Below are 17,860 nucleotides of genomic sequence, written 5' to 3'. Positions count from 1 at the left end.
TTATAAATACTTAATGGGATTGGTATCTTCGTCTGATAAAATGACTGCAAAATTAGGAAATTTTTCTGTAAGATGTTGGGTTAAAATATTTTTTGTGTATTGTTCGCTTTCATAATGCCCAATATCTACTAAAACTATTTTACCCTCAGCTTGATAAAATTGATGATACTTAAGGTCTGCAGTGATAAATGCATCAGCACCAGATGCTTTTGCAGCTTCAATAGCAAAGCTCCCGCTGCCGCCTAGCACTGCAACTTTTTCTACAGGCTTGTCTTGAAGTTCAGAAAAACGCACGCCGCCACAGTGAAAACTCTTCTGAACTAATCTTAAAAACGCCATTTCATCCATCGGGTTAGGTAAAAAACCTACCATTCCCATACCTATATTTTGCTGTGTGTTGTCTAGCGTGTAAATTTCATAAGCGACTTCTTCATACGAATGCGCGTCAAAAAGCGCATTGATCACTTGGCGTTCTTTATGTGCTTCAAAGGTTATGTGCAACTGCACTTCCTTTTCAATATGAACTTCTCCTTTTTCGCCAATAGTTGGGTTGCTAAGCTCATTTCCGCGAAAGCTACCTTTACCCTTTGTTGCAAAACTACAATTATCATAATTGCCTATGTTGCCCGCACCGGCTTTAAACAAAGCTTCACGCACATGTATTACCTCATTTTTTGGCACATAGGTGACTAGCTTTTTAATATTCTGCTTTTTTGGGATAAGAATGCTAGTTTCGGTTAGTCCTAGCGCATCGCACATCCCTTTATTTACGCCTGTTGGCACATTGTCTAGCGCGGTATGGATGGAATAAATAGCGATGTCATTTTTAATACATTTAAGTACAACACGCTCCACATAATTTTTGCCGGTGATCTTCTTAAGGCCAGAAAAAATTATGGGGTGAAAACTTACAATCATATTACACCTTTTGGCAATAGCCTCATCCACAGTTTTCTCAAGCGTGTCGAGGGTTACAAGAATTTTTGAAACTTCTTGATCTTTATCACCCACAAGTAAGCCCACATTGTCAAAATCTTCAGCGTAGGGCAGGGGAGCGAGCTCTTCAATAGCAGCAGCAACGTCTTTAACAGTCATGATTTCTGGTTAAGTTGTAAAGATAAAAATTATACCTTCGTCCTATGAACGCGCTTAGAAAATTGCTTTTTCCACTTTCGGTGATCTATGATGGGATCACGCTTACGCGAAATCTACTCTTCGATAATGGCATTTTACCTTCTCAAGAATACGATTTTCCTGTAGTAGGTGTAGGCAATCTAAGCATGGGCGGCACCGGCAAAACTCCTATGGTGGAATATATCATTTCTCAATTGAAAGATGAATATTCTCTAGCCGTACTAAGTCGCGGTTATGGTCGCAAAACATCAGGATATCTTAAGGTAAATCCAGATTCGACTACGCAACAAGTGGGTGATGAACCGCTGCAAATTGCCAGAAAGTATAGTGATGTCAATGTTTTTGTGGATGAAGACAGACGCCATGGTATGGAGAATTTGATTAAAGAGGCATCGCCACAAGTTATTGTTCTTGATGATGTTTTTCAGCATCGTTATGTGAAGCCTGGTTTTATGGTAATGCTCACGTCTTATGAGCAATTGTTTTATAATGATCTTGTTCTTCCTGCTGGCAATCTTAGAGAATCCAGAAAAGGCGCGCAACGCGCAAGTTGTATTGTGGTGACTAAATGCCCTTCGCAACTTTCAGAAGAAAGGAAGCATGAGATCAAAACTAGAATTGCCAAATATTCTGATGCACCTATTTTTTTCTCAGCGATAGGGTATAGCACAACTTTTCACGGAAGTGATAACAAGATCACCGCTGCAGATCTAATGAATCTTACGTTTACTGTGGTTACAGGAATTGCAAAACCGCAGCCATTTGTAGATTATTTGTTTGGGTTAAAATTGAATTTTGAGCACATTGCTTATGGTGATCATCACGATTTTAGCGACAGCGAAATTCAAAAACTAGATCAACTGGAGACGATTATCACTACAGAGAAAGATTATATGCGCTTGCGCGGAAAGTTGAAAAAGGCAAAGGTTCTATATCTGCCGATCACTACTGATTTTTTGGGCGATGAAGCGGCGTTTAATATGATGCTATCTCGCTTTTGCGAAAAGGTTAAGCGTTAACCTTATTGCGGCTTATGCTCTTGTAGATCTTGCTGAAGAATTCTTCTACTTTGTACGGTTTTGGGATCACATCTGTGAAACCTGCTAAGTAAAAATCATCAATGTTTTCATCAATGGTAACCGCTGTTAGCGCAAGAATTGGTAGTTCTTTATCAGTTTTTCTTACGCGTTTTGTAGCCTCAATACCGCTTATTCCAGGCATGTGAATATCCATCAAAACAAGATCATACGTCACCTGACTGATCTTCTCTAGCGCCATCTCGCCGTCATCTGCAACATCGCAAGTTATCTTGTTTTTCTCAAGGATCTTGCGGGTGATCATCTGGTTGATCTTGTTGTCTTCTACAACAAGAACGTGCTTATTTTCTAGCGCTGCGTAATCTATATCATATTCAACAACCGCTTCTTCTGTAGCAGATTTGCGCTGAACACCATACTTAATATCAAAACCAAAAACAGATCCTTTACCCAACGTACTTTCCAGCTCGATCTTAGAGCCTTGAAGCTCCAGAAGACGCTTAACGATTGAAAGTCCGAGGCCAGTACCACCAAATTTTCTATTGATCTGCACAGAGCCTTGTGTAAAGTTCTGGAAGATGTTTTTCTGTTTTTTCTTACTGATTCCCTCGCCAGTATCCTCAACCTCAAAACGCAGGTAGATCTGTGAATCTGTCTGACTTTTCTTGATCACACGCACGATCACATCGCCTTCTCTGGTAAACTTGTTACCATTACCCACAAGGTTGATAAGGATTTGAGAGATCATTAAAGGATCACCAATGATCTGCTCTGGGATGTCGCTTTCAAATTCAAGTTTTAGTTTGTTGCCTTTTTCTTGTGCAGATCTTTCAAGTGCAAAGATCACATCGTCTATGCGCTTGCGTAGGTTAAAGGTGGTTTGTTCAACTTCAACTTTATTAGCTTCAAGCTTGTTGAGGTCAAGAATATTATTGATCAAAGAAAGCAGGTATTCACCAGAGAATTTCAACGAATCTAGATGTTTTTTCTGCTCCTCGGTAGGGTTTTCGTTAAGCAAAAGATGCGTCAAACCAGTAACCGCATACATAGGAGTTCGCAGTTCGTGCGTAATGGTTGATAGGAACTGCGCCTTCACCATTGATGCTTTTTCTGCATTGTCTTTTGCGATCATCAACTCTGTGTTCTTCGCTTGAAGCAGTTCGTTTGCTTTAGCTCTTAAGCTGTTGTTTTTATAAAGCGAAAGAGCAAGAAGACACAGGATCGTAAATAAAGCGATAACAAGAACGGTTGTGATCTTGTTCACGCGGTTTCTTATCTCAGGATTGTAGTTGTCAGGATCAATTTCTGGCGTAAGCTGATTTAAAATATTGCGATTTACTTGCGTTCCTGATGGACCAAAATATGGATCTTTTTTCTCCTGATATTCATTAAGTCTTAGGTACGCATCTTCATAATGGCCTAGGTTATTGTGAATCTTGCTCAAGGCAAGTAAAGCTTCAACTTCTACACCAGGAAGATTTTTTTCTTTAGCGAGGTTATGTGCAAACACAGCATTTTTTAAAGCCGTTTCGCTATCGTTAAGTCGGTATTGTGTTTTTGCTATTTCTAGCGAAATGCTGGCGATAAGATAATTGTCAATCTTATCAATAGCTACGTTGTTTATTAGCTTTTCAGCGGAAGTAAGGGTTTTTAAAGCGTCAGCTAAATTCCCTTTTTTATAATAAACCTTACCTAGATAAAGTCTTGTTCTCGCTAGATACAGATTGTCTTCATAGTCTTCAAAAAACTTGTCCGCATTGAGAAAGTAATCTCTAGCATCGTCAAGCTGTTCTTGTTCTAGCAGAACTCTACCGTATGTCAAATAACTCTTTGCAAGTTCTTCAATATCTTCTTGATCTTGCTGAATATTGATGGCCTTTGCACTTTCAACTCTGGCCTTATCGTATTCTTTTCGCGACAAGTAAATACTAGCAAGCAGACTGCTACTTAGCGACATTTTACTTTTCTCATCAATGCTAGAAGCAAGCTCTTTAGCCTGTGTTAACTTCTGAATTGCAAGAGGTAAGTCAAGATTTTCTATGGAATGACGAGCCTGAACAAAGAGCGAATCAATTGTCTCATTTGTTTCATAAATGTTCTGGCCGCTACTTTGAGCAAAGCAAAAACCAGTAAACAAAAAGAACACAATAAAAAGCGCTCTATTATACTTGTACATTTAGCTCAAATTTGAAGTGGGGTAAAGTAAAATATATTCTTAAAAAAAACCAAAAATTACTTCAGCTTATCAACAAAAATAAAGAATTAAATCAACAATACGCGCTGAGTAACCGGTTTCATTGTCATACCAGCCTATTAATTTAACGAGATTTCCTATTACAGAGGTCATTTCAGCATCAAAAATACAGCTGTGCTTATTCCCAATAATGTCTACAGATACCAGAGGAACTTCACTATATTCTATAATTCCTTTTAAAGATCCTGATGCAGCATTTTTAAACGCTTCATTGATCTCTGCGATACTTGTGGGTTTCTCAACATTAAGTGTAACGTCTGTGAGTGAGCCGTCTGGCACGGGAACTCGTATACCGCAACCGCCTATAAGTTCATCAAGATCAGGAAAAATTTTTGTCAAAGCCTTTGCTGCTCCGGTAGTTGTGGGAACGATAGATTGTCCTGCAGCACGTGCTCTACGTAGATCGCGATGCGGCTGATCATGCAAACTTTGATCTGTAGTATAGCTATGTACAGTAGAAATATAGGCTTGTTTAATACCACAAAGATCTTTAACTACTTTGATCATTGGTGCGGCATTGTTTGTTGTGCAACTTGCGTTTGAAATTATTTTATCGTCAGCCGAAATAATTTCTTCATTCACACCTAGAACAACCGTTTTAATTGAGTCTTCAATGGGTGGAACGCTTAGGATAACTTTTGGCGCCCCAGCCAAAATATGCTTCTCAAGACTGTTTCTATCTTTAAACTTGCCTGTGCTTTCTATAACAACATCCAGATCATGACGTTTCCACGGAATGTTCTCTGGCGCAGTCTCGCCATAAAACGCAATTGCATGCTGATCAATTAGCAGCGTTGCAGAATTCTCTTTGATCTCAGTTTTAACCGAAGCATCCAGAATACCATGAATACTATCGTATTTTAATAAATGTGCTAAAGTTTCAACGTCAGCGACATCATTAATGGCAACCACTTCGATTTGTGGATGATCTATAAGTAAACGGGTTAGTCTACGGCCAATACGGCCAAAACCGTTGATGCCTATCCGTAATTTTTGCATGGCAAACAGCCTTTAAGATCTAGTTGATATGCTTGTGTGCTTTGTAAGAAGAACGCACTAGCGCGCCGCTCTCTACATGACGGAAGCCCATTTCTAAACCAACTTCTTCGTATTTCTTGAACTGATCTGGAGTGATGAATTGTTTAACGGGTAAATGCCTTTTAGAAGGTTGAAGATATTGACCTATTGTCACCACATCAACATTCGCCTCGCGAAGATCTTTTAAAACTTGCATTACCTCTTCTTCTTGCTCACCAAGACCTAGCATAATACCTGTTTTTGTTCTGCGAGCACCTTGTTCTTTAAGATATGCAAGAACTTCTAGGCTTCGCTCATATTTCGCCTGGATGCGCACTTCACGCGTAAGACGTTTTACAGTTTCCATATTGTGAGAGATCACTTCTGGAGCAACTTCAATAATGCGATCTAGGTTTTTTTTGTTCCCTTGAAAATCTGGGATCAAAGTCTCAAGCGTAGTTTCGGGATTCATGCGGCGGATGGCTTTTACCGTCTCTGCCCACATAATGCTTCCCATATCTTTAAGGTCGTCACGGTCTACAGAAGTAACCACAGCATGCTTGATGTTCATCAATTTAATACTGCGTGCTACCTTTTCTGGCTCTTCCCAGTCTACTGTGTCTGGACGTCCTGTTTTTACACCACAAAAACCACAACTACGTGTACAAACATTTCCTAAGATCATGAATGTTGCAGTTCCTTCGCTCCAGCATTCGCCCATGTTAGGACAACTTCCTGAAGTACAAATAGTGTGCAGGTCATATTTATCTACAAGTCCGCGAAGCTCAGTGTATTTTTTACCGGTAGGTAATTTTACACGTAACCATTTTGGTTTTGGCTTATGAGCAGGAGCTTTGATAGTTTCCGTTTCCATAGAGGTGAAAATTGAACTGCAAAGATACAAACCAAAAACGAAGTAGAAACCGCTTTAGTGATCGAGAAATTTGATCGTATGTGCTTATGATTTTGATGCGCGCAACATCTCTCTTTTTCCTGGTGGTCCGGGTAATCTTTCTACAGTAAAACCTACGGCTTGCATGGCTCTGCGCACACTGCCTTTTGCAGCATAAGTAACAAGTACTCCGCCGGGTTTTATGGCTTTAAACATTTTCATGAAAATGTCTTCTTCCCAAAGTTCTGGCTGCACTCGCGCACCAAAGGCATCAAAAAACACCAGGTCGTGCTGCTCAATATCTTCAATATCTTGAAATTTGAGCTGCCTTTTAATAAGATTAAAGTCTGCTGTGACCGCATGGTTTTCTTCCCAGGATGTGGCGTGCATTTTCTTAAAAACAGCCTCATGATCTTGCGCTTTAAGCAAATCTATGTAGTTGAGATGTGAGATCTCTTCTGGCGTTACAGGATATGCTTCAACGCCGTTGTAATTAATTTTTATTTTTTTCGCTTCCGCGGAAAGCAGTGTAAGAAATGCATTGAGACCGGTTCCAAAACCTATTTCTAAGATCTGGATGGGTGATGGCGGAGTTTTTTTCGTGCAAACGAAATCCAAGCCCATTTTTAAGAAAACGTGTTGCGCTTCTTGAATGGCGCCGTGCATAGAATGATATTGCTCATTCCACTCTGGCAACTGAATTGTGGTACTGCCGTCTGCAGTTTTAACGATTTTGCGTTGCAATTACTCGTTGATCTTAACGCCGGTAGCAGTAAATGATAATGTCTTTTTTGGTGCAGTGATGGCGTCGATCTCTTCTTGCGGGCTGCCAGCATCTTCAGCAAGATGTTTTTGATCTTCTACCGAAACTTCTGAGATAAACGCCTTGCCGTGCACTACCACGTCTTTGCTAGAAAGATCTTTTGGTACAAAAAAGGCATAATCTTTAAACTTGATCATCACAGGATCTTCTGCGCCTACATCAACCTTCATCCAGCAGCCTTTAGCTTGACAAACAGATTGAACCTGGCCAGAAAATGTAGCGTTTATGGTGTCTCCTGGTTTTAGATTTTTGTAAATGTCACCCATTTCTGCGCTGCTTAGGGTTTTAAGATTTTTAAAATCTTCACCATAAATTCCTTTGTCTTCTACAAGTGCGAGGTCTTCAGAAGTGGTCTCTTCTTGCGTTTCTGTTGCGTTTTGTTTACAAGCAAATAGAGATAATGTAGCTAAAGCGAAAACGAATCTAATTTTCATAAGTGACATTTTTTATGGACGGTAAATATAAAAATAATGATTTCAGGTAGATGCCATAGAACGGAAATTGATAAATTTGTAGCATAAAAATTTAATGTAATGACAACCGAAACACTGAAGATTACTAAGGTAAAAGAGTCAAAGATAGACCAGGTGGATTTTAGCAATCTGGTATTTGGAACTGTGTTCACAGATCATATGTTTATTTGCGATTATAAAGACGGTAAATGGCAAGCTCCAGAGATCGTTCCTTATGGTCCAATGACCATGGATCCTTCTGCAAAAGTGTTTCACTATGGGCAGGCGGTTTTTGAAGGTATGAAAGCCTACAAAGATGATAATGGAGATGTTTTTATGTTTCGTCCAGAAGATAACTTTAATAGAATAAATAAATCTTCTGAGCGTCTTGCGATGCCTGCATTCCCTAAGGATTACTTTTTTGATGGATTAAATCAATTGCTTAATCTAGATAATGAGTGGATCAAATCTGGCGGTGAGAATTCGCTGTATATTCGTCCGTTTGTGATCGCAACAGAGTATGGTGTGTCTGCATCACCTGCAAATCAGTATAGATTTATCATCATTTGTGCGCCTGCACAAGCATATTATGCTGGTGAAGTGCGTGTGAAGATCGCTGATAAATATAGCCGTGCTGCTGATGGTGGTATAGGTTATGCTAAGGCTGCAGGTAACTATGCAGGGCAGTTTTATCCTACAGAGCTTGCGAAGCAAGAAGGTTTTCAGCAAGTGGTATGGACAGACTCTAACACACACGAGTACATTGAGGAAGCAGGAACTATGAATGTTTTCTTCCGTGTAAACGATACATTGATGACTGCGCCTACGAATGACAGAATTCTAGACGGTATTACTCGCAAGAGTTTAATAGAACTTGCAGAAAAACTAGGAATTAATGTTGAGGTAAGACCTATTAAAGTTGCAGAAGTTCTTGAAGCTGCAAAAGATGGTTCGCTTAAAGAAATGTTTGGTGCTGGTACTGCAGCAGTGATCAGTCCTATTCTTGGGTTTGGGTATAAGGATGAGAAGTTTGAACTTCCTAAAGTAGAAAACCCATACGGACCTATGCTTAAGAAAGCGCTGAAAGATATTCAAAGCAATAAAGCAGAAGATCCGTTTGGATGGAGGTACGAAGTACCAATGATCTAAATCTTATCGATCTAATATAGTTTTAATATCGGGCCTAAAGTATTTAGGCCCTTTTAGTACCTTACCATCTTCTCTGTAAATAGGTAAGCCATCTTCGCCCAGTTTACTCATGTTGCTGCGTTGTATCTCGTCAAATACTTCGTCTATTTTATGTTGCATGCCATGCTCAATTATGGTTCCACATAAAATGTAAAGCATATCGCCTAGCGCGTCTGCAACTTCTACAAGGTCATTATTATTTGCCGCTTCAAGGTATTCTTCATTTTCTTCTTTCATCAGGTTAAAACGCAAAAGGTTTTTAGCTTTTCCTAGATCAGCGTGCGGTGCTTCTTTAGCTCCTAGCTTAAAAGCGCTGTGAAATTCATGAACGGCATCTGTGTATTTTTTCATCTTTAATACGGGTTTTATGCTGTAAATTTGACCAAAATTTATAAAAAATGTTCAGCACCGGTCAGTTGATTTTTGCGATTCTGTTTGTCATAGCATTTGTGATCTTTATTTCATTAAGTTATCGCAGAGACAAGAAGCTTCACAAAAAACATTACAAAGGCAGTAAATGGGTGTTGGTAGGATTTATAGTTTTTGTGTTAGTGCTTTTCGTTATAAAGTTTTGGCTTAAGCCATAAAAATATAGCGCGGCGCTTAAACCATTTAGGGTTTTATCTTCTAACCATTATAAATTGCTATCTTAGCATACCTTGACAACCCTAAAATCATAATAGGAAATGAAAATCCTTAAATATCTCTTTTTCCTACTGCTTATCGTGGTGATCGCTGGGGCGATCTATTTTGCAACTAAAGACGGTAAATACAACATACAAAGTTCTGCCGTGATCGCAGCTCCTCAAGAGATGATCTTTGAGAAAGCTAATGAGTACAGAACCTGGGAAAACTGGGGGCCATGGAAGAAGGATGATCCTGCAATGGTTTTTAATTATCCTGAGAAAACAAGTGGAGAAGGGGCAAGCTACTCGTGGAATAGCAAAGACGGCGATGGTTCTATGAAGACTATTGCCGTGATACCATATAGCCGTATTGAGCAACAAATTACTTTTAATACGCCTCTTGGCGAAAGAACCTCAGACGTGATCTGGGAGTTTGAGGAAGTAGAAGGCGGAACCAAAGTGGTCTGGTCTATACAAGGAGAACATCCATTAACTGATAAAGCTTATTTTGCTATCGCAGGTTATGATTTTGATGAAGAAATGCGCAAAATGTTTCAGCGTGGGTTAGAAGGTCTAGAGGAAAGCGTTAAAGCAGATATGAAAGTGTACAGCATAAGTGTAGATGGTGTAACACAATACAGTGGAGGTTTTTATATGTATGCCTCAAGTTCTACAACCCTAAGCGGTATTAGTGCAAAAATGGGACAACTTCTAGGTCAGGTAGATAATTTCATGAAGCGTGAAAATATTACAGTTTCAGGAAAGCCGATGACTATCTATAATCAGTACAATCCTGAAGGAAATAGCGCAATAATCTCATGCGCAATACCTACTACTTCACAAGTAATCGTCCCTGCTGAAAGCAGTGTGCTTTGTGGATTTATGCCATCTCAAACTGCAATTAAAACTGTGCTTAAGGGTAATTACAGTAATCTTGAAGAAGCCTGGAATGAAGCAATGAAATACATCAGCGAAAACGGTTATGCTCCAGATGAGAATAATCCACCATTTGAATTGTATGCTAATGATCCTGGTGAAGTTAAAAATCCGGCAGAATGGATCACAGAGATCTATGTGCCAATTCTAGCGCCAGCCGCAGCCGAAAGTGACAGTCTATGAGACAAGTTCTCCTTATTTTTCTAGGTGGCGGCTTAGGAAGTTGTCTACGATTTTTAATAGGTAAATGGCTTAACAGTGCGCAATCTGGTATTCCTTATGGTACGCTAGCTGCTAATGTTCTAGGAAGTTTGGTTATAGGATTGATTTTAGGTTGGGCTTTAAAAAATGAGATGATGAACTCACCCGTGATCTCTTTAATCGCAGTAGGCTTTTGTGGTGGTTTCACAACATTTTCAACCTTTGCTTACGAGAATCATGTTATGCTGCGCAACGGCGATCTGGCCAATTTTGCGCTGTATACCGTAGGAAGTTTGCTAGTAGGCTTTGCCGCTGTTTTTCTCGGGATGTGGCTGAGTAAGCAGTTTTAGTGTGCCTTAAATTCTTTTACGCCAGCTTCAACAGCAACATCTAGTCTATTTTCTGCAGGTGGGATAGGACAAGAAAAATTAGGACTGTACGCACAATACGGATTATAGGCTTTATTAAAATCTATCACGATCTCATCGCCTTTTTCTGGGATAAAAAGATCTATAAATCTACCGCCGCCATAACTGCCATTACCATTTGTGGCATCTGTAAAGGGTAAGAAGAGATAATTTTCATAACCCTCTTCTTCTATAGGCATAACAGATTCATATAGATAAAGAACCTGCGGTTTTCCATTAAGTGTAAAATGCGCTTCGGCATATCTTGTTTGATAAGAAATCCTATCAGTAGTTGTGGCAAAACCTATAGGTGTCTTGTCGTAGATCAAAACAAGTTTTGCTGTTACTTTATAATTTTCATTGATGGGATAAAACTCTAGTCCTTCAAAATCTTTTCTGTCTTCCTCTAGCAAAATGGGCTTTTCTTCTCTAGAGATCTCCTCATTAAGCTCTTTTTGAAACTCCTTTATTTCCTTCTTATAGTTTTGGCTGTAGCCAAAAGAAATAGAACATAAAGTGAAAATGAGTGCGTTAAGAATTAATTTCATTATAAAGAGATTGTTGTAAGCAGTTTTGTTTTAGCTTTGACAAAGTAAACAAAAGAAATGAAACTTTTTACCATGACATATCAAGTCTCTCTGTGCTATAAGCAAAAAGTACGGGCTGGATATCTATGGTAAAAATTGAAAATAAACTCAATTATATCTAAGTCCGGCTTTTAAAAAGGCCGGACTTTTCTTTTTTAAACGCTTTTTTAAACGCTTTTTAAAACTAACCAAAAATGAAAAAGCTATTTAGAGCATACTTAAACACCTTTAGCGGTTTGTCGCGAGAAGTGTGGTGGCTCGCACTTATTACATTAGTAAATAGAACCGGGGCAATGGTAATACCTTTTTTGTCATTGTATCTAAGAGAAGATCTTGAATTTTCAATAAGCTCCGTGGGATGGGTGATGACGTGTTTTGGTCTTGGATCCTTTTTTGGTTCTTGGTTAGGCGGTAAGCTTACTGATATAATAGGGTATTATAAGGTGATCTTGTATAGTTTATTGATCAGTTCTGTGTGTTTTATCGCGGTTCAATTTGTAAGTTCTTTTGTGGGAATTTGTATTAGCTTTTTTGTGCTGATCTCAATTATGGATGCTTCGAGACCTGCATTTTTTGTGGCTTTAAGTGCATACAGCAAACCTGAAAATAAAACAAGGTCATTAACGCTTATAAGACTTGCGATAAATCTAGGGTTTTCAGCTGGGCCAGCACTAGGCGGAATCATTATCGCAAGCATTGGTTATGCTGGCTTGTTTTGGGCGGATGCCTTAACATGTGCTGCCGCGGGAATTTTAATGATACGGGTTTTAAATCCTAAGCGAGTAAAAGAAACTGATAAAGAGGTGCTTGTTGAAAATCCGCTTTCTCCATTTTCTGATAAAGTATATGTGTTGTTCTTGCTTGTTTTGGTGCTTTTTGGGGTGATCTTCTTGCAATATATCTCTACAATGCCGCTGTATTATAGCGAAGTGCATTTGCTGAAGGAGAGTCAAATAGGCTTGTTACTTGCCCTTAACGGATTTATGATCTTTGTTTTTGAAATGCCACTGATCAATTTCCTAGAAAAACGTGGGATATCAGCGCTTAATAATGTGATCCTGGGTTTGCTTCTTGTGGGTGGAAGTTTCTTGCTTTATGAGATCACGCCAATGGTAGGAATTCTAGTTTTAGGGATGATCGTAGCTACGCTAGGAGAAATGATCGCTTTTCCATTTGGTAATGCTTTTGCGTTAAGCAGATCAAAATTAGGCAGACAAGGCGCATACATGGGATTATACAGTATGTCATTTTCTATGGCGCACATTTTTGGTCACAATGGCGGGATGCAACTTGTGAGCCTTATAGGGTATGAGAATACATGGCTTTGTATGTTTGGGTTAACCTTAGTGGCTTTTGCATTGTTAATGTATGTGCGTTTGTGTGTTAAGAGAAAGCAAATTAAAGATCAAGTTGTCTTAGCAGAATAGATCATTGATATTTTGACTTGAAGAAGTATGTCTTAACGATCTCATTATACGCCGGACTTATTTTGATCACATCAGTTTCTGGGATCTCATAAATAGCATCATAATCTCTGTAGCCTGTGCGAAGTAATTCTTCAAGGTAGAAGTAAGCGGTATTGCTATCATTATCTTCTGCGGCTAGACTTATTAATCGCATATAAGAGTCGGCATTATCTGGTTGAAGAAAAGTCATTAGAATATGAGGATACATTCTTTTATCTATTGACTCTTTCTTTTTTACTACAGAGCTGTCACTGGTAGGTGTGTTGTATTCTTCAACACTCTTAATATAGGCTTTTACACTAGCATTTAAAAAACCTAAAAGTCGTTGTGCTACAATAGCTTCAGAGCTTTTGTAGGCGTTTTGTGCAGCGGCCTCAAGATCTTGAATTTTTTGATCCCAATACGCTAAGTTCTCAAAATTTGCTGTGCCTACATCTAGACTTAAAAAATAGGTGAGATCTTCAAGAAGATAGAATTCATCATACTCATCACCTTCTGCAGTTTTGTTTGCGGTCTTGAAACCTGGATCGTCCCGCAGATCTCTAAGTAAATAGCGCAATGTGTCTAGGTCATGCTTATTGCGATATTTGTCTTTAAAATCTTTAATATAGTTTTCTGCTATGAGGTAATGTCTGTTTTGTATTAGGTATTGTGCAGTGCTTAGATCTGCATTCAGTGTGGCTTCAATTGTTTTTTCTGGTAGTTCTTTTCCTAGTTGATCGTTTCTCAAAAAATACAAATTAGAGATCGCTGTAGAAAGCACAGATGTGATGGGCCAGCCGTCTGCTTCTGGATATTTGTAGAGTTTATTTTCACTTTTGGCTGCAGCCAAATTATCAAAAGCATCAACCATTTTATAATAATCAACTGATGCATTTGCGACAAGGCCAGAGACAAAACCGCGGTTTTTTAATGCTAAAAAGTTTACTTTAAAAAAAACATCATTAATAGGAAGCGTGCCTGCAATTCCTGCAACTACATAAGAAATACTACTAGCGACCACGCCGCCTTCGTTTAGTCCAGAAACGTAAAATTGATCTTGATCTGTACTCACTGAAAGGATGACGTGATTCATCATCTCCATAGTGTTTGTGATGTTCACCTCTGTAGAATCTGTGAACTTAAATTCGTTTGCGGCAACAATAAAGTCAAGTGCGCCGGTTGCTGCGGTAAATAATCTTGCTGTGCGTATTGCATCTCCATCTGGATCAAGCGCAAAGATCACAGGATACTTTTTCTCAGGGCTGTAAGAGGCTGGTAGGTATAATGAATACGTGAGATCTGTTTTATTGATCTTGATATTTTCAGTCACTCTGCCTTTTGTGATCACAATAGAGTCTTGTGCGTTAACAGTAAGGCATAAGAGAAATGCAAGGATAGCTAAGGAATATTTAGTCATAAAATGTAGAATCTATAAGCATTACTTACAATAATCGTGCTAATGCTTTAAGAAAAACTAATTTAAATAAAAAAACCGCTCAGGTGAGCGGTAGTTCTGTGTAGTTTAGTGTAGTATATGTAGTTTTTTTATGCTTCTACTTTGCTTGGTACTGCTTCTCTTGATTTAATGATCTTGCTAGTTTCTCCTTTAAAAAGAAGTCTTGCGAATAGGGAAACAACAAACATATCTGCTGCGATTAAGAAAAGTACTCTTGCAGCTTCAGTTCCCCAAAGGTCAAATCCAGAGAAACCATATACTCCTAAAATAATTGCCATGATCAAAAAATGTATTGTAAATCGTTTCATGTTGTTTCTCTCTTTTTGGTTAATAATTACTTCTTATTGTTGATACAAATTTACTATGCGTACACAGCGTTTTCTCCCAACAGATTCCTAATTGAATATTTTTTAACCAAACGGTGATGATTTGTTAAAGCTTCTTAATTTGCTGAGAAGGTGTAATTTGTGTGCCGGGTTGATCTCTATCTAAAGAGTTCCCAGTCTAGCTTAAGCGAAAAGATGTTACTGTAAATTGCGGCGCTCTGGTCACCAATATCTGTAAGCGCATAATCTACATGAATACCTTTGTATTTAAAACCTACACCTATATTAGGTTGAAAGCCTACACGCTCACTGCCATCAAGTTGAGTGATATTTTGAAAGTTGCCAACGCCTGCTCTTATAAAAACCAGATCTGTGTAACCAAATTCTAACCCAACCGCCGGACTCGCACTTACTGCAGAAGAGCTAATGATGTCATTAGTTTGTGTAAAGCGCATGAGCATATCAAACTCTGCTTTGATAGAATAATCATATCTAATAAGCCAAGATCGTGAAACGCCTAATTGTAGCTTAGGTAAAGTGATCTCTAAGGTTTCTGGGAGTTCTTGATTTTGACCTTCTACAGCATCGCTGATCTTTGCAAATTCTTCTTCGTTGATACTCCAGGTATTTACAGATGTTGTGATATCTCGAGCCATTACTCCAAATTGCCAATCATCATTTTCATATTGTAAACCAAAGTCAAGCCCAAAACCCCAACTGTTTGCAAAATCTCCTATAATACGTCGTATCACTTTTGCATTTGCGCCCAGACGCAAACCGTCTAGCGGTAATTCTCTGGCATAAGAAAATGTAAAAGCATAATCAGCTGTAGAAAATAAGCTGATGTTATCATAATTAATATTTCCGTCTGCGTCTATAAGTTGTGTGGTGTTAAGGATATCATCCACACCAAAACGGATCACAGAAAAAGCCGCAACGCTTTTGTCGTCTAACTTTTTGGCGAAAGCCGCATAATCATAAAGCGCAATATTGGCAAAATAACTGGCGTGCATCAGGGCAAGTTCGTTATCCTCAATACGTGTTAATCCTGCGGGATTCCAGTAGCCGGCGTTAACGTCGTTTGTAGAAGCGACAACGGCGTTACCCATGCCCATGGCAGCAGCATCTACACCAATGTTTAAAAATTCATTGGAATATTTTCTGGTGGTTTGCGCACTTGTGATCGTAATAACCAGAAGAAAAAATGCTATGCAATATCGTTTTGCCAAAGGCCGTAGTTTTTAAGCAAATATGCTCAAATCAATTCTTAATTTAAACTTTATTTGCCCCTCAATATTGCATACGTAGTTTTTAGCAATGCAGACTTTCTTATTTTTACTCAAAATGATTGTATGAAGATTACTCGCTTTATTCCTAATGCGTTTACGCTGGCTAACCTTTTTTGTGGTACAACGGGTGTTTATTTTGCGGCTATAGGAGAGCTAGAGATTGCGGCGTATGCTGTGATGCTTGGGATATTTTTTGATTTTTTTGATGGCTTTTTTGCACGTCTTTTTAAAGTGCAAGGCGAGCTTGGTTTACAGTTAGATTCACTGGCAGATGCGGTGACTAGTGGTGCTGTGCCGGGAATGGTAATGTTTCAATTATTAAAACAAAGCACTGGCTGGACTACAAATTCTGGTTCTAATGAGATTTATTGGGAATCTTTGGATCTTCTGCCGTTTTTAGGTTTTGCGATCACATTAGCATCAGCTTTTAGACTGGCAAAATTTAATATAGATACACGTCAAACAGATTCTTTTATAGGTCTGCCCACACCGGCAAATGCGCTGCTAATAGTGAGTTTGCCGCTCATAATGCAATATCAGGATATCGCTTTCGCGGAAGCGATCATCACAAATCAATGGTTTCTTATCGCACTTACCGCATTATGTTGCTATCTGCTTAATGCCGAAATTCCGCTATTTGCTTTAAAATTTAAAAGTTGGGCTTTCGCCAAAAATAAAGTTAGATATCTATTCATACTCGCCACAGTGATCTTGATCGCAGAGTTACAATTTGTGGCGATCCCGCTCATCATATTGCTGTATGTAGTTGTGTCGCTTTTAACACCTAAGAAAGCATGAGTTTTACCATTTTAGATAAAGAAAAGTGGGCGAGAAAAGAGCATTTTGAGTTCTTCTCTAAGTTTGACGAGCCGTTTTATGGTGTAGTTGTTACCATAGATGTGACGGGCGCTTACCACTTTGCTAAAGAAAATAACAAGTCATTTTTTGTGGTGTATTTGCATCGTATTCTCAAAGCGCTAAACTCGGTTGAGAATCTGCGATATCGCATACGTGAAAATGAGGTTGTTGTGCACGATAAAATAGGAGCTTCGGCTACGATCGCGCGAGAGAATGAAACCTTTGGGTTTTCAAATATTGAGTTTTCTGAGGATTTTGATGCGTTTAATGTTTTGGCTTGCGCCGAAATTGACCGCGTAAAAAACAACACCGGACTCGAGATCGGGGTTTCTGGCGACGATGTGATCCATTTTTCGGCATTGCCGTGGGTAGATTTTACATCCATTTCTCATGCTCGCAGTTTTGCATTTCCAGACAGTTGCCCGAAGATCTCTGTAGGTAAACTGAAAAATGAAAACGGTAAATTAACCATGCCAATGTCTGTACATGTGCATCATGCGCTTGCAGACGCTTTGCATGTAGGTAGATTTATAGAACAGCTAGAAAAAGAGCTACGTGCGGTTTAAGATTTTTACGGCATATTATTTCCTTTCATTTCTCATTGGATCCATCTTTCAAGCACTTTTTAATTCTTTAAAAAGTGTTTCAATTGTGTCTAATTTTTTGGAAAGTTTTGTGCTGAATTTTTGTTTAGGAATTTCAATTGGTTTGATAATCGCAATTCCATCATTCTTAATTTGGTATTTTTCAGAATTGATCTTTTTTAGATTGGGCTATGAAAGTAGTTTGAAAAACTTCACATGGTATTACTGGTTGAGAATTTTGATTATTTACATAATCTTTAGCCTTATTGTTTCTGAATTTATTATAGTCGGACTAATGGTTGTAAATTATTCTTTTATTGGCTTTTTCTTATATCGCTATTTCCT

Annotated in this window: 18 protein-coding genes; 7 read left to right on the top strand and 11 right to left on the bottom strand. The window is 38.7% G+C overall.

What is annotated here, in order from left to right; all coding sequences use genetic code 11:
* Positions 1-1,095, bottom strand: coding sequence for a Nif3-like dinuclear metal center hexameric protein (locus tag ACZ5L8_RS10770; RefSeq protein ID WP_464437365.1), 1,095 nt, complete (start codon positions 1,093-1,095; stop codon positions 1-3).
* Positions 1,096-1,139: 44 nt separating this feature from the next.
* Here ACZ5L8_RS10770 and lpxK point away from each other — a divergent pair, with 44 nt between their 5' ends.
* A complete protein-coding gene (lpxK, locus tag ACZ5L8_RS10765) occupies positions 1,140-2,153 on the top strand; it encodes a tetraacyldisaccharide 4'-kinase (RefSeq protein WP_464437363.1) in 1,014 nt (337 codons plus the stop codon).
* Here the strand turns inward: lpxK and ACZ5L8_RS10760 are convergent.
* The 5 genes from ACZ5L8_RS10760 to ACZ5L8_RS10740 form a co-directional block, all read right to left on the bottom strand.
* The gene (locus ACZ5L8_RS10760; RefSeq protein ID WP_464437361.1) at positions 2,143-4,347 is read right to left on the bottom strand and encodes a hybrid sensor histidine kinase/response regulator; all 2,205 of its coding nucleotides are present in this window, start codon (positions 4,345-4,347) and stop codon (positions 2,143-2,145) included. The genes lpxK and ACZ5L8_RS10760 overlap by 11 nt on opposite strands.
* A gap of 69 nt (positions 4,348-4,416) precedes the next feature.
* Entirely contained in the window at positions 4,417-5,424 is a 1,008-nt protein-coding gene (gene gap, locus ACZ5L8_RS10755) for a type I glyceraldehyde-3-phosphate dehydrogenase (RefSeq protein ID WP_464437359.1), read from the bottom strand.
* Positions 5,425-5,443: 19 nt separating this feature from the next.
* Positions 5,444-6,316, bottom strand: coding sequence for a lipoyl synthase (gene lipA / locus ACZ5L8_RS10750; protein ID WP_464437357.1), 873 nt, complete (start codon positions 6,314-6,316; stop codon positions 5,444-5,446).
* A gap of 84 nt (positions 6,317-6,400) precedes the next feature.
* Positions 6,401-7,078 carry a tRNA (5-methylaminomethyl-2-thiouridine)(34)-methyltransferase MnmC2 gene (gene mnmC2, locus ACZ5L8_RS10745; RefSeq protein ID WP_464437354.1) on the bottom strand — a complete coding sequence of 226 codons (678 nt, stop codon included), beginning with the start codon at positions 7,076-7,078 and terminating at the stop codon, positions 6,401-6,403.
* A complete protein-coding gene (locus ACZ5L8_RS10740) occupies positions 7,079-7,591 on the bottom strand; it encodes a DUF4920 domain-containing protein (protein ID WP_462597331.1) in 513 nt (170 codons plus the stop codon). It lies immediately after the preceding gene.
* Positions 7,592-7,690: 99 nt separating this feature from the next.
* Here ACZ5L8_RS10740 and ACZ5L8_RS10735 point away from each other — a divergent pair, with 99 nt between their 5' ends.
* Positions 7,691-8,758, top strand: a complete 1,068-nt coding sequence (locus ACZ5L8_RS10735; protein ID WP_464437353.1) for a branched-chain amino acid aminotransferase — start codon at positions 7,691-7,693, stop codon at positions 8,756-8,758.
* Between the two features lie 3 nt (positions 8,759-8,761).
* Here ACZ5L8_RS10735 and ACZ5L8_RS10730 read toward each other — a convergent pair whose 3' ends face one another.
* On the bottom strand, positions 8,762-9,148 hold the full coding sequence (locus tag ACZ5L8_RS10730; protein WP_462597333.1) for a pyrophosphohydrolase domain-containing protein: 387 nt from the start codon (positions 9,146-9,148) through the stop codon (positions 8,762-8,764).
* Positions 9,149-9,483: 335 nt separating this feature from the next.
* Here ACZ5L8_RS10730 and ACZ5L8_RS10725 point away from each other — a divergent pair, with 335 nt between their 5' ends.
* Positions 9,484-10,542 (top strand): SRPBCC family protein, encoded by a 1,059-nt coding sequence (locus ACZ5L8_RS10725; protein ID WP_464437352.1) that lies wholly within the window; start codon positions 9,484-9,486, stop codon positions 10,540-10,542.
* Positions 10,539-10,910 carry a fluoride efflux transporter CrcB gene (crcB, locus tag ACZ5L8_RS10720; protein WP_464437350.1) on the top strand — a complete coding sequence of 124 codons (372 nt, stop codon included), beginning with the start codon at positions 10,539-10,541 and terminating at the stop codon, positions 10,908-10,910. Before ACZ5L8_RS10725 ends, crcB begins: the two co-directional genes overlap by 4 nt.
* Here the strand turns inward: crcB and ACZ5L8_RS10715 are convergent.
* Complete coding sequence (locus ACZ5L8_RS10715; protein ID WP_464437347.1) at positions 10,907-11,515, bottom strand: DUF1684 domain-containing protein; 609 nt, start codon at positions 11,513-11,515, stop codon at positions 10,907-10,909. The two genes, crcB and ACZ5L8_RS10715, sit on opposite strands and share 4 nt — an antisense overlap.
* 233 nt (positions 11,516-11,748) lie before the next feature.
* Between ACZ5L8_RS10715 and ACZ5L8_RS10710 the strand changes: the two genes are divergently transcribed.
* A complete protein-coding gene (locus tag ACZ5L8_RS10710; RefSeq protein WP_464437346.1) occupies positions 11,749-12,981 on the top strand; it encodes an MFS transporter in 1,233 nt (410 codons plus the stop codon).
* A 1-nt stretch (position 12,982) separates the two neighbouring features.
* Here ACZ5L8_RS10710 and ACZ5L8_RS10705 read toward each other — a convergent pair whose 3' ends face one another.
* The 3 genes from ACZ5L8_RS10705 to ACZ5L8_RS10695 all read right to left on the bottom strand — a co-directional run bounded on the left by ACZ5L8_RS10705 (position 12,983) and on the right by ACZ5L8_RS10695 (position 16,013).
* Positions 12,983-14,419, bottom strand: a complete 1,437-nt coding sequence (locus ACZ5L8_RS10705) for a hypothetical protein (protein ID WP_464437345.1) — start codon at positions 14,417-14,419, stop codon at positions 12,983-12,985.
* Between the two features lie 128 nt (positions 14,420-14,547).
* On the bottom strand, positions 14,548-14,736 hold the full coding sequence (locus tag ACZ5L8_RS10700) for a DUF1328 domain-containing protein (protein WP_464437343.1): 189 nt from the start codon (positions 14,734-14,736) through the stop codon (positions 14,548-14,550).
* 206 nt (positions 14,737-14,942) lie between these two features.
* Positions 14,943-16,013 (bottom strand): putative type IX sorting system protein PorV2, encoded by a 1,071-nt coding sequence (locus tag ACZ5L8_RS10695; RefSeq protein ID WP_464437342.1) that lies wholly within the window; start codon positions 16,011-16,013, stop codon positions 14,943-14,945.
* Between the two features lie 123 nt (positions 16,014-16,136).
* On the opposite strand from ACZ5L8_RS10695, the gene ACZ5L8_RS10690 reads away from it, so the two are divergent.
* Together ACZ5L8_RS10690 and ACZ5L8_RS10685 are read left to right on the top strand one after the other, a co-directional pair.
* Positions 16,137-16,871 carry a CDP-alcohol phosphatidyltransferase family protein gene (locus ACZ5L8_RS10690; RefSeq protein WP_464437339.1) on the top strand — a complete coding sequence of 245 codons (735 nt, stop codon included), beginning with the start codon at positions 16,137-16,139 and terminating at the stop codon, positions 16,869-16,871.
* Complete coding sequence (locus ACZ5L8_RS10685; protein ID WP_464437337.1) at positions 16,868-17,497, top strand: CatA-like O-acetyltransferase; 630 nt, start codon at positions 16,868-16,870, stop codon at positions 17,495-17,497. The genes ACZ5L8_RS10690 and ACZ5L8_RS10685 overlap by 4 nt, the downstream gene beginning before the upstream one ends.
* Positions 17,498-17,860 lie beyond the last annotated feature (363 nt).

The sequence above is a fragment of the Leeuwenhoekiella obamensis genome (assembly GCF_055391795.1).
The sequence above is the reverse complement of the archived record's forward strand: the minus strand, read 5'-3'. Positions and strand labels throughout refer to the sequence as shown.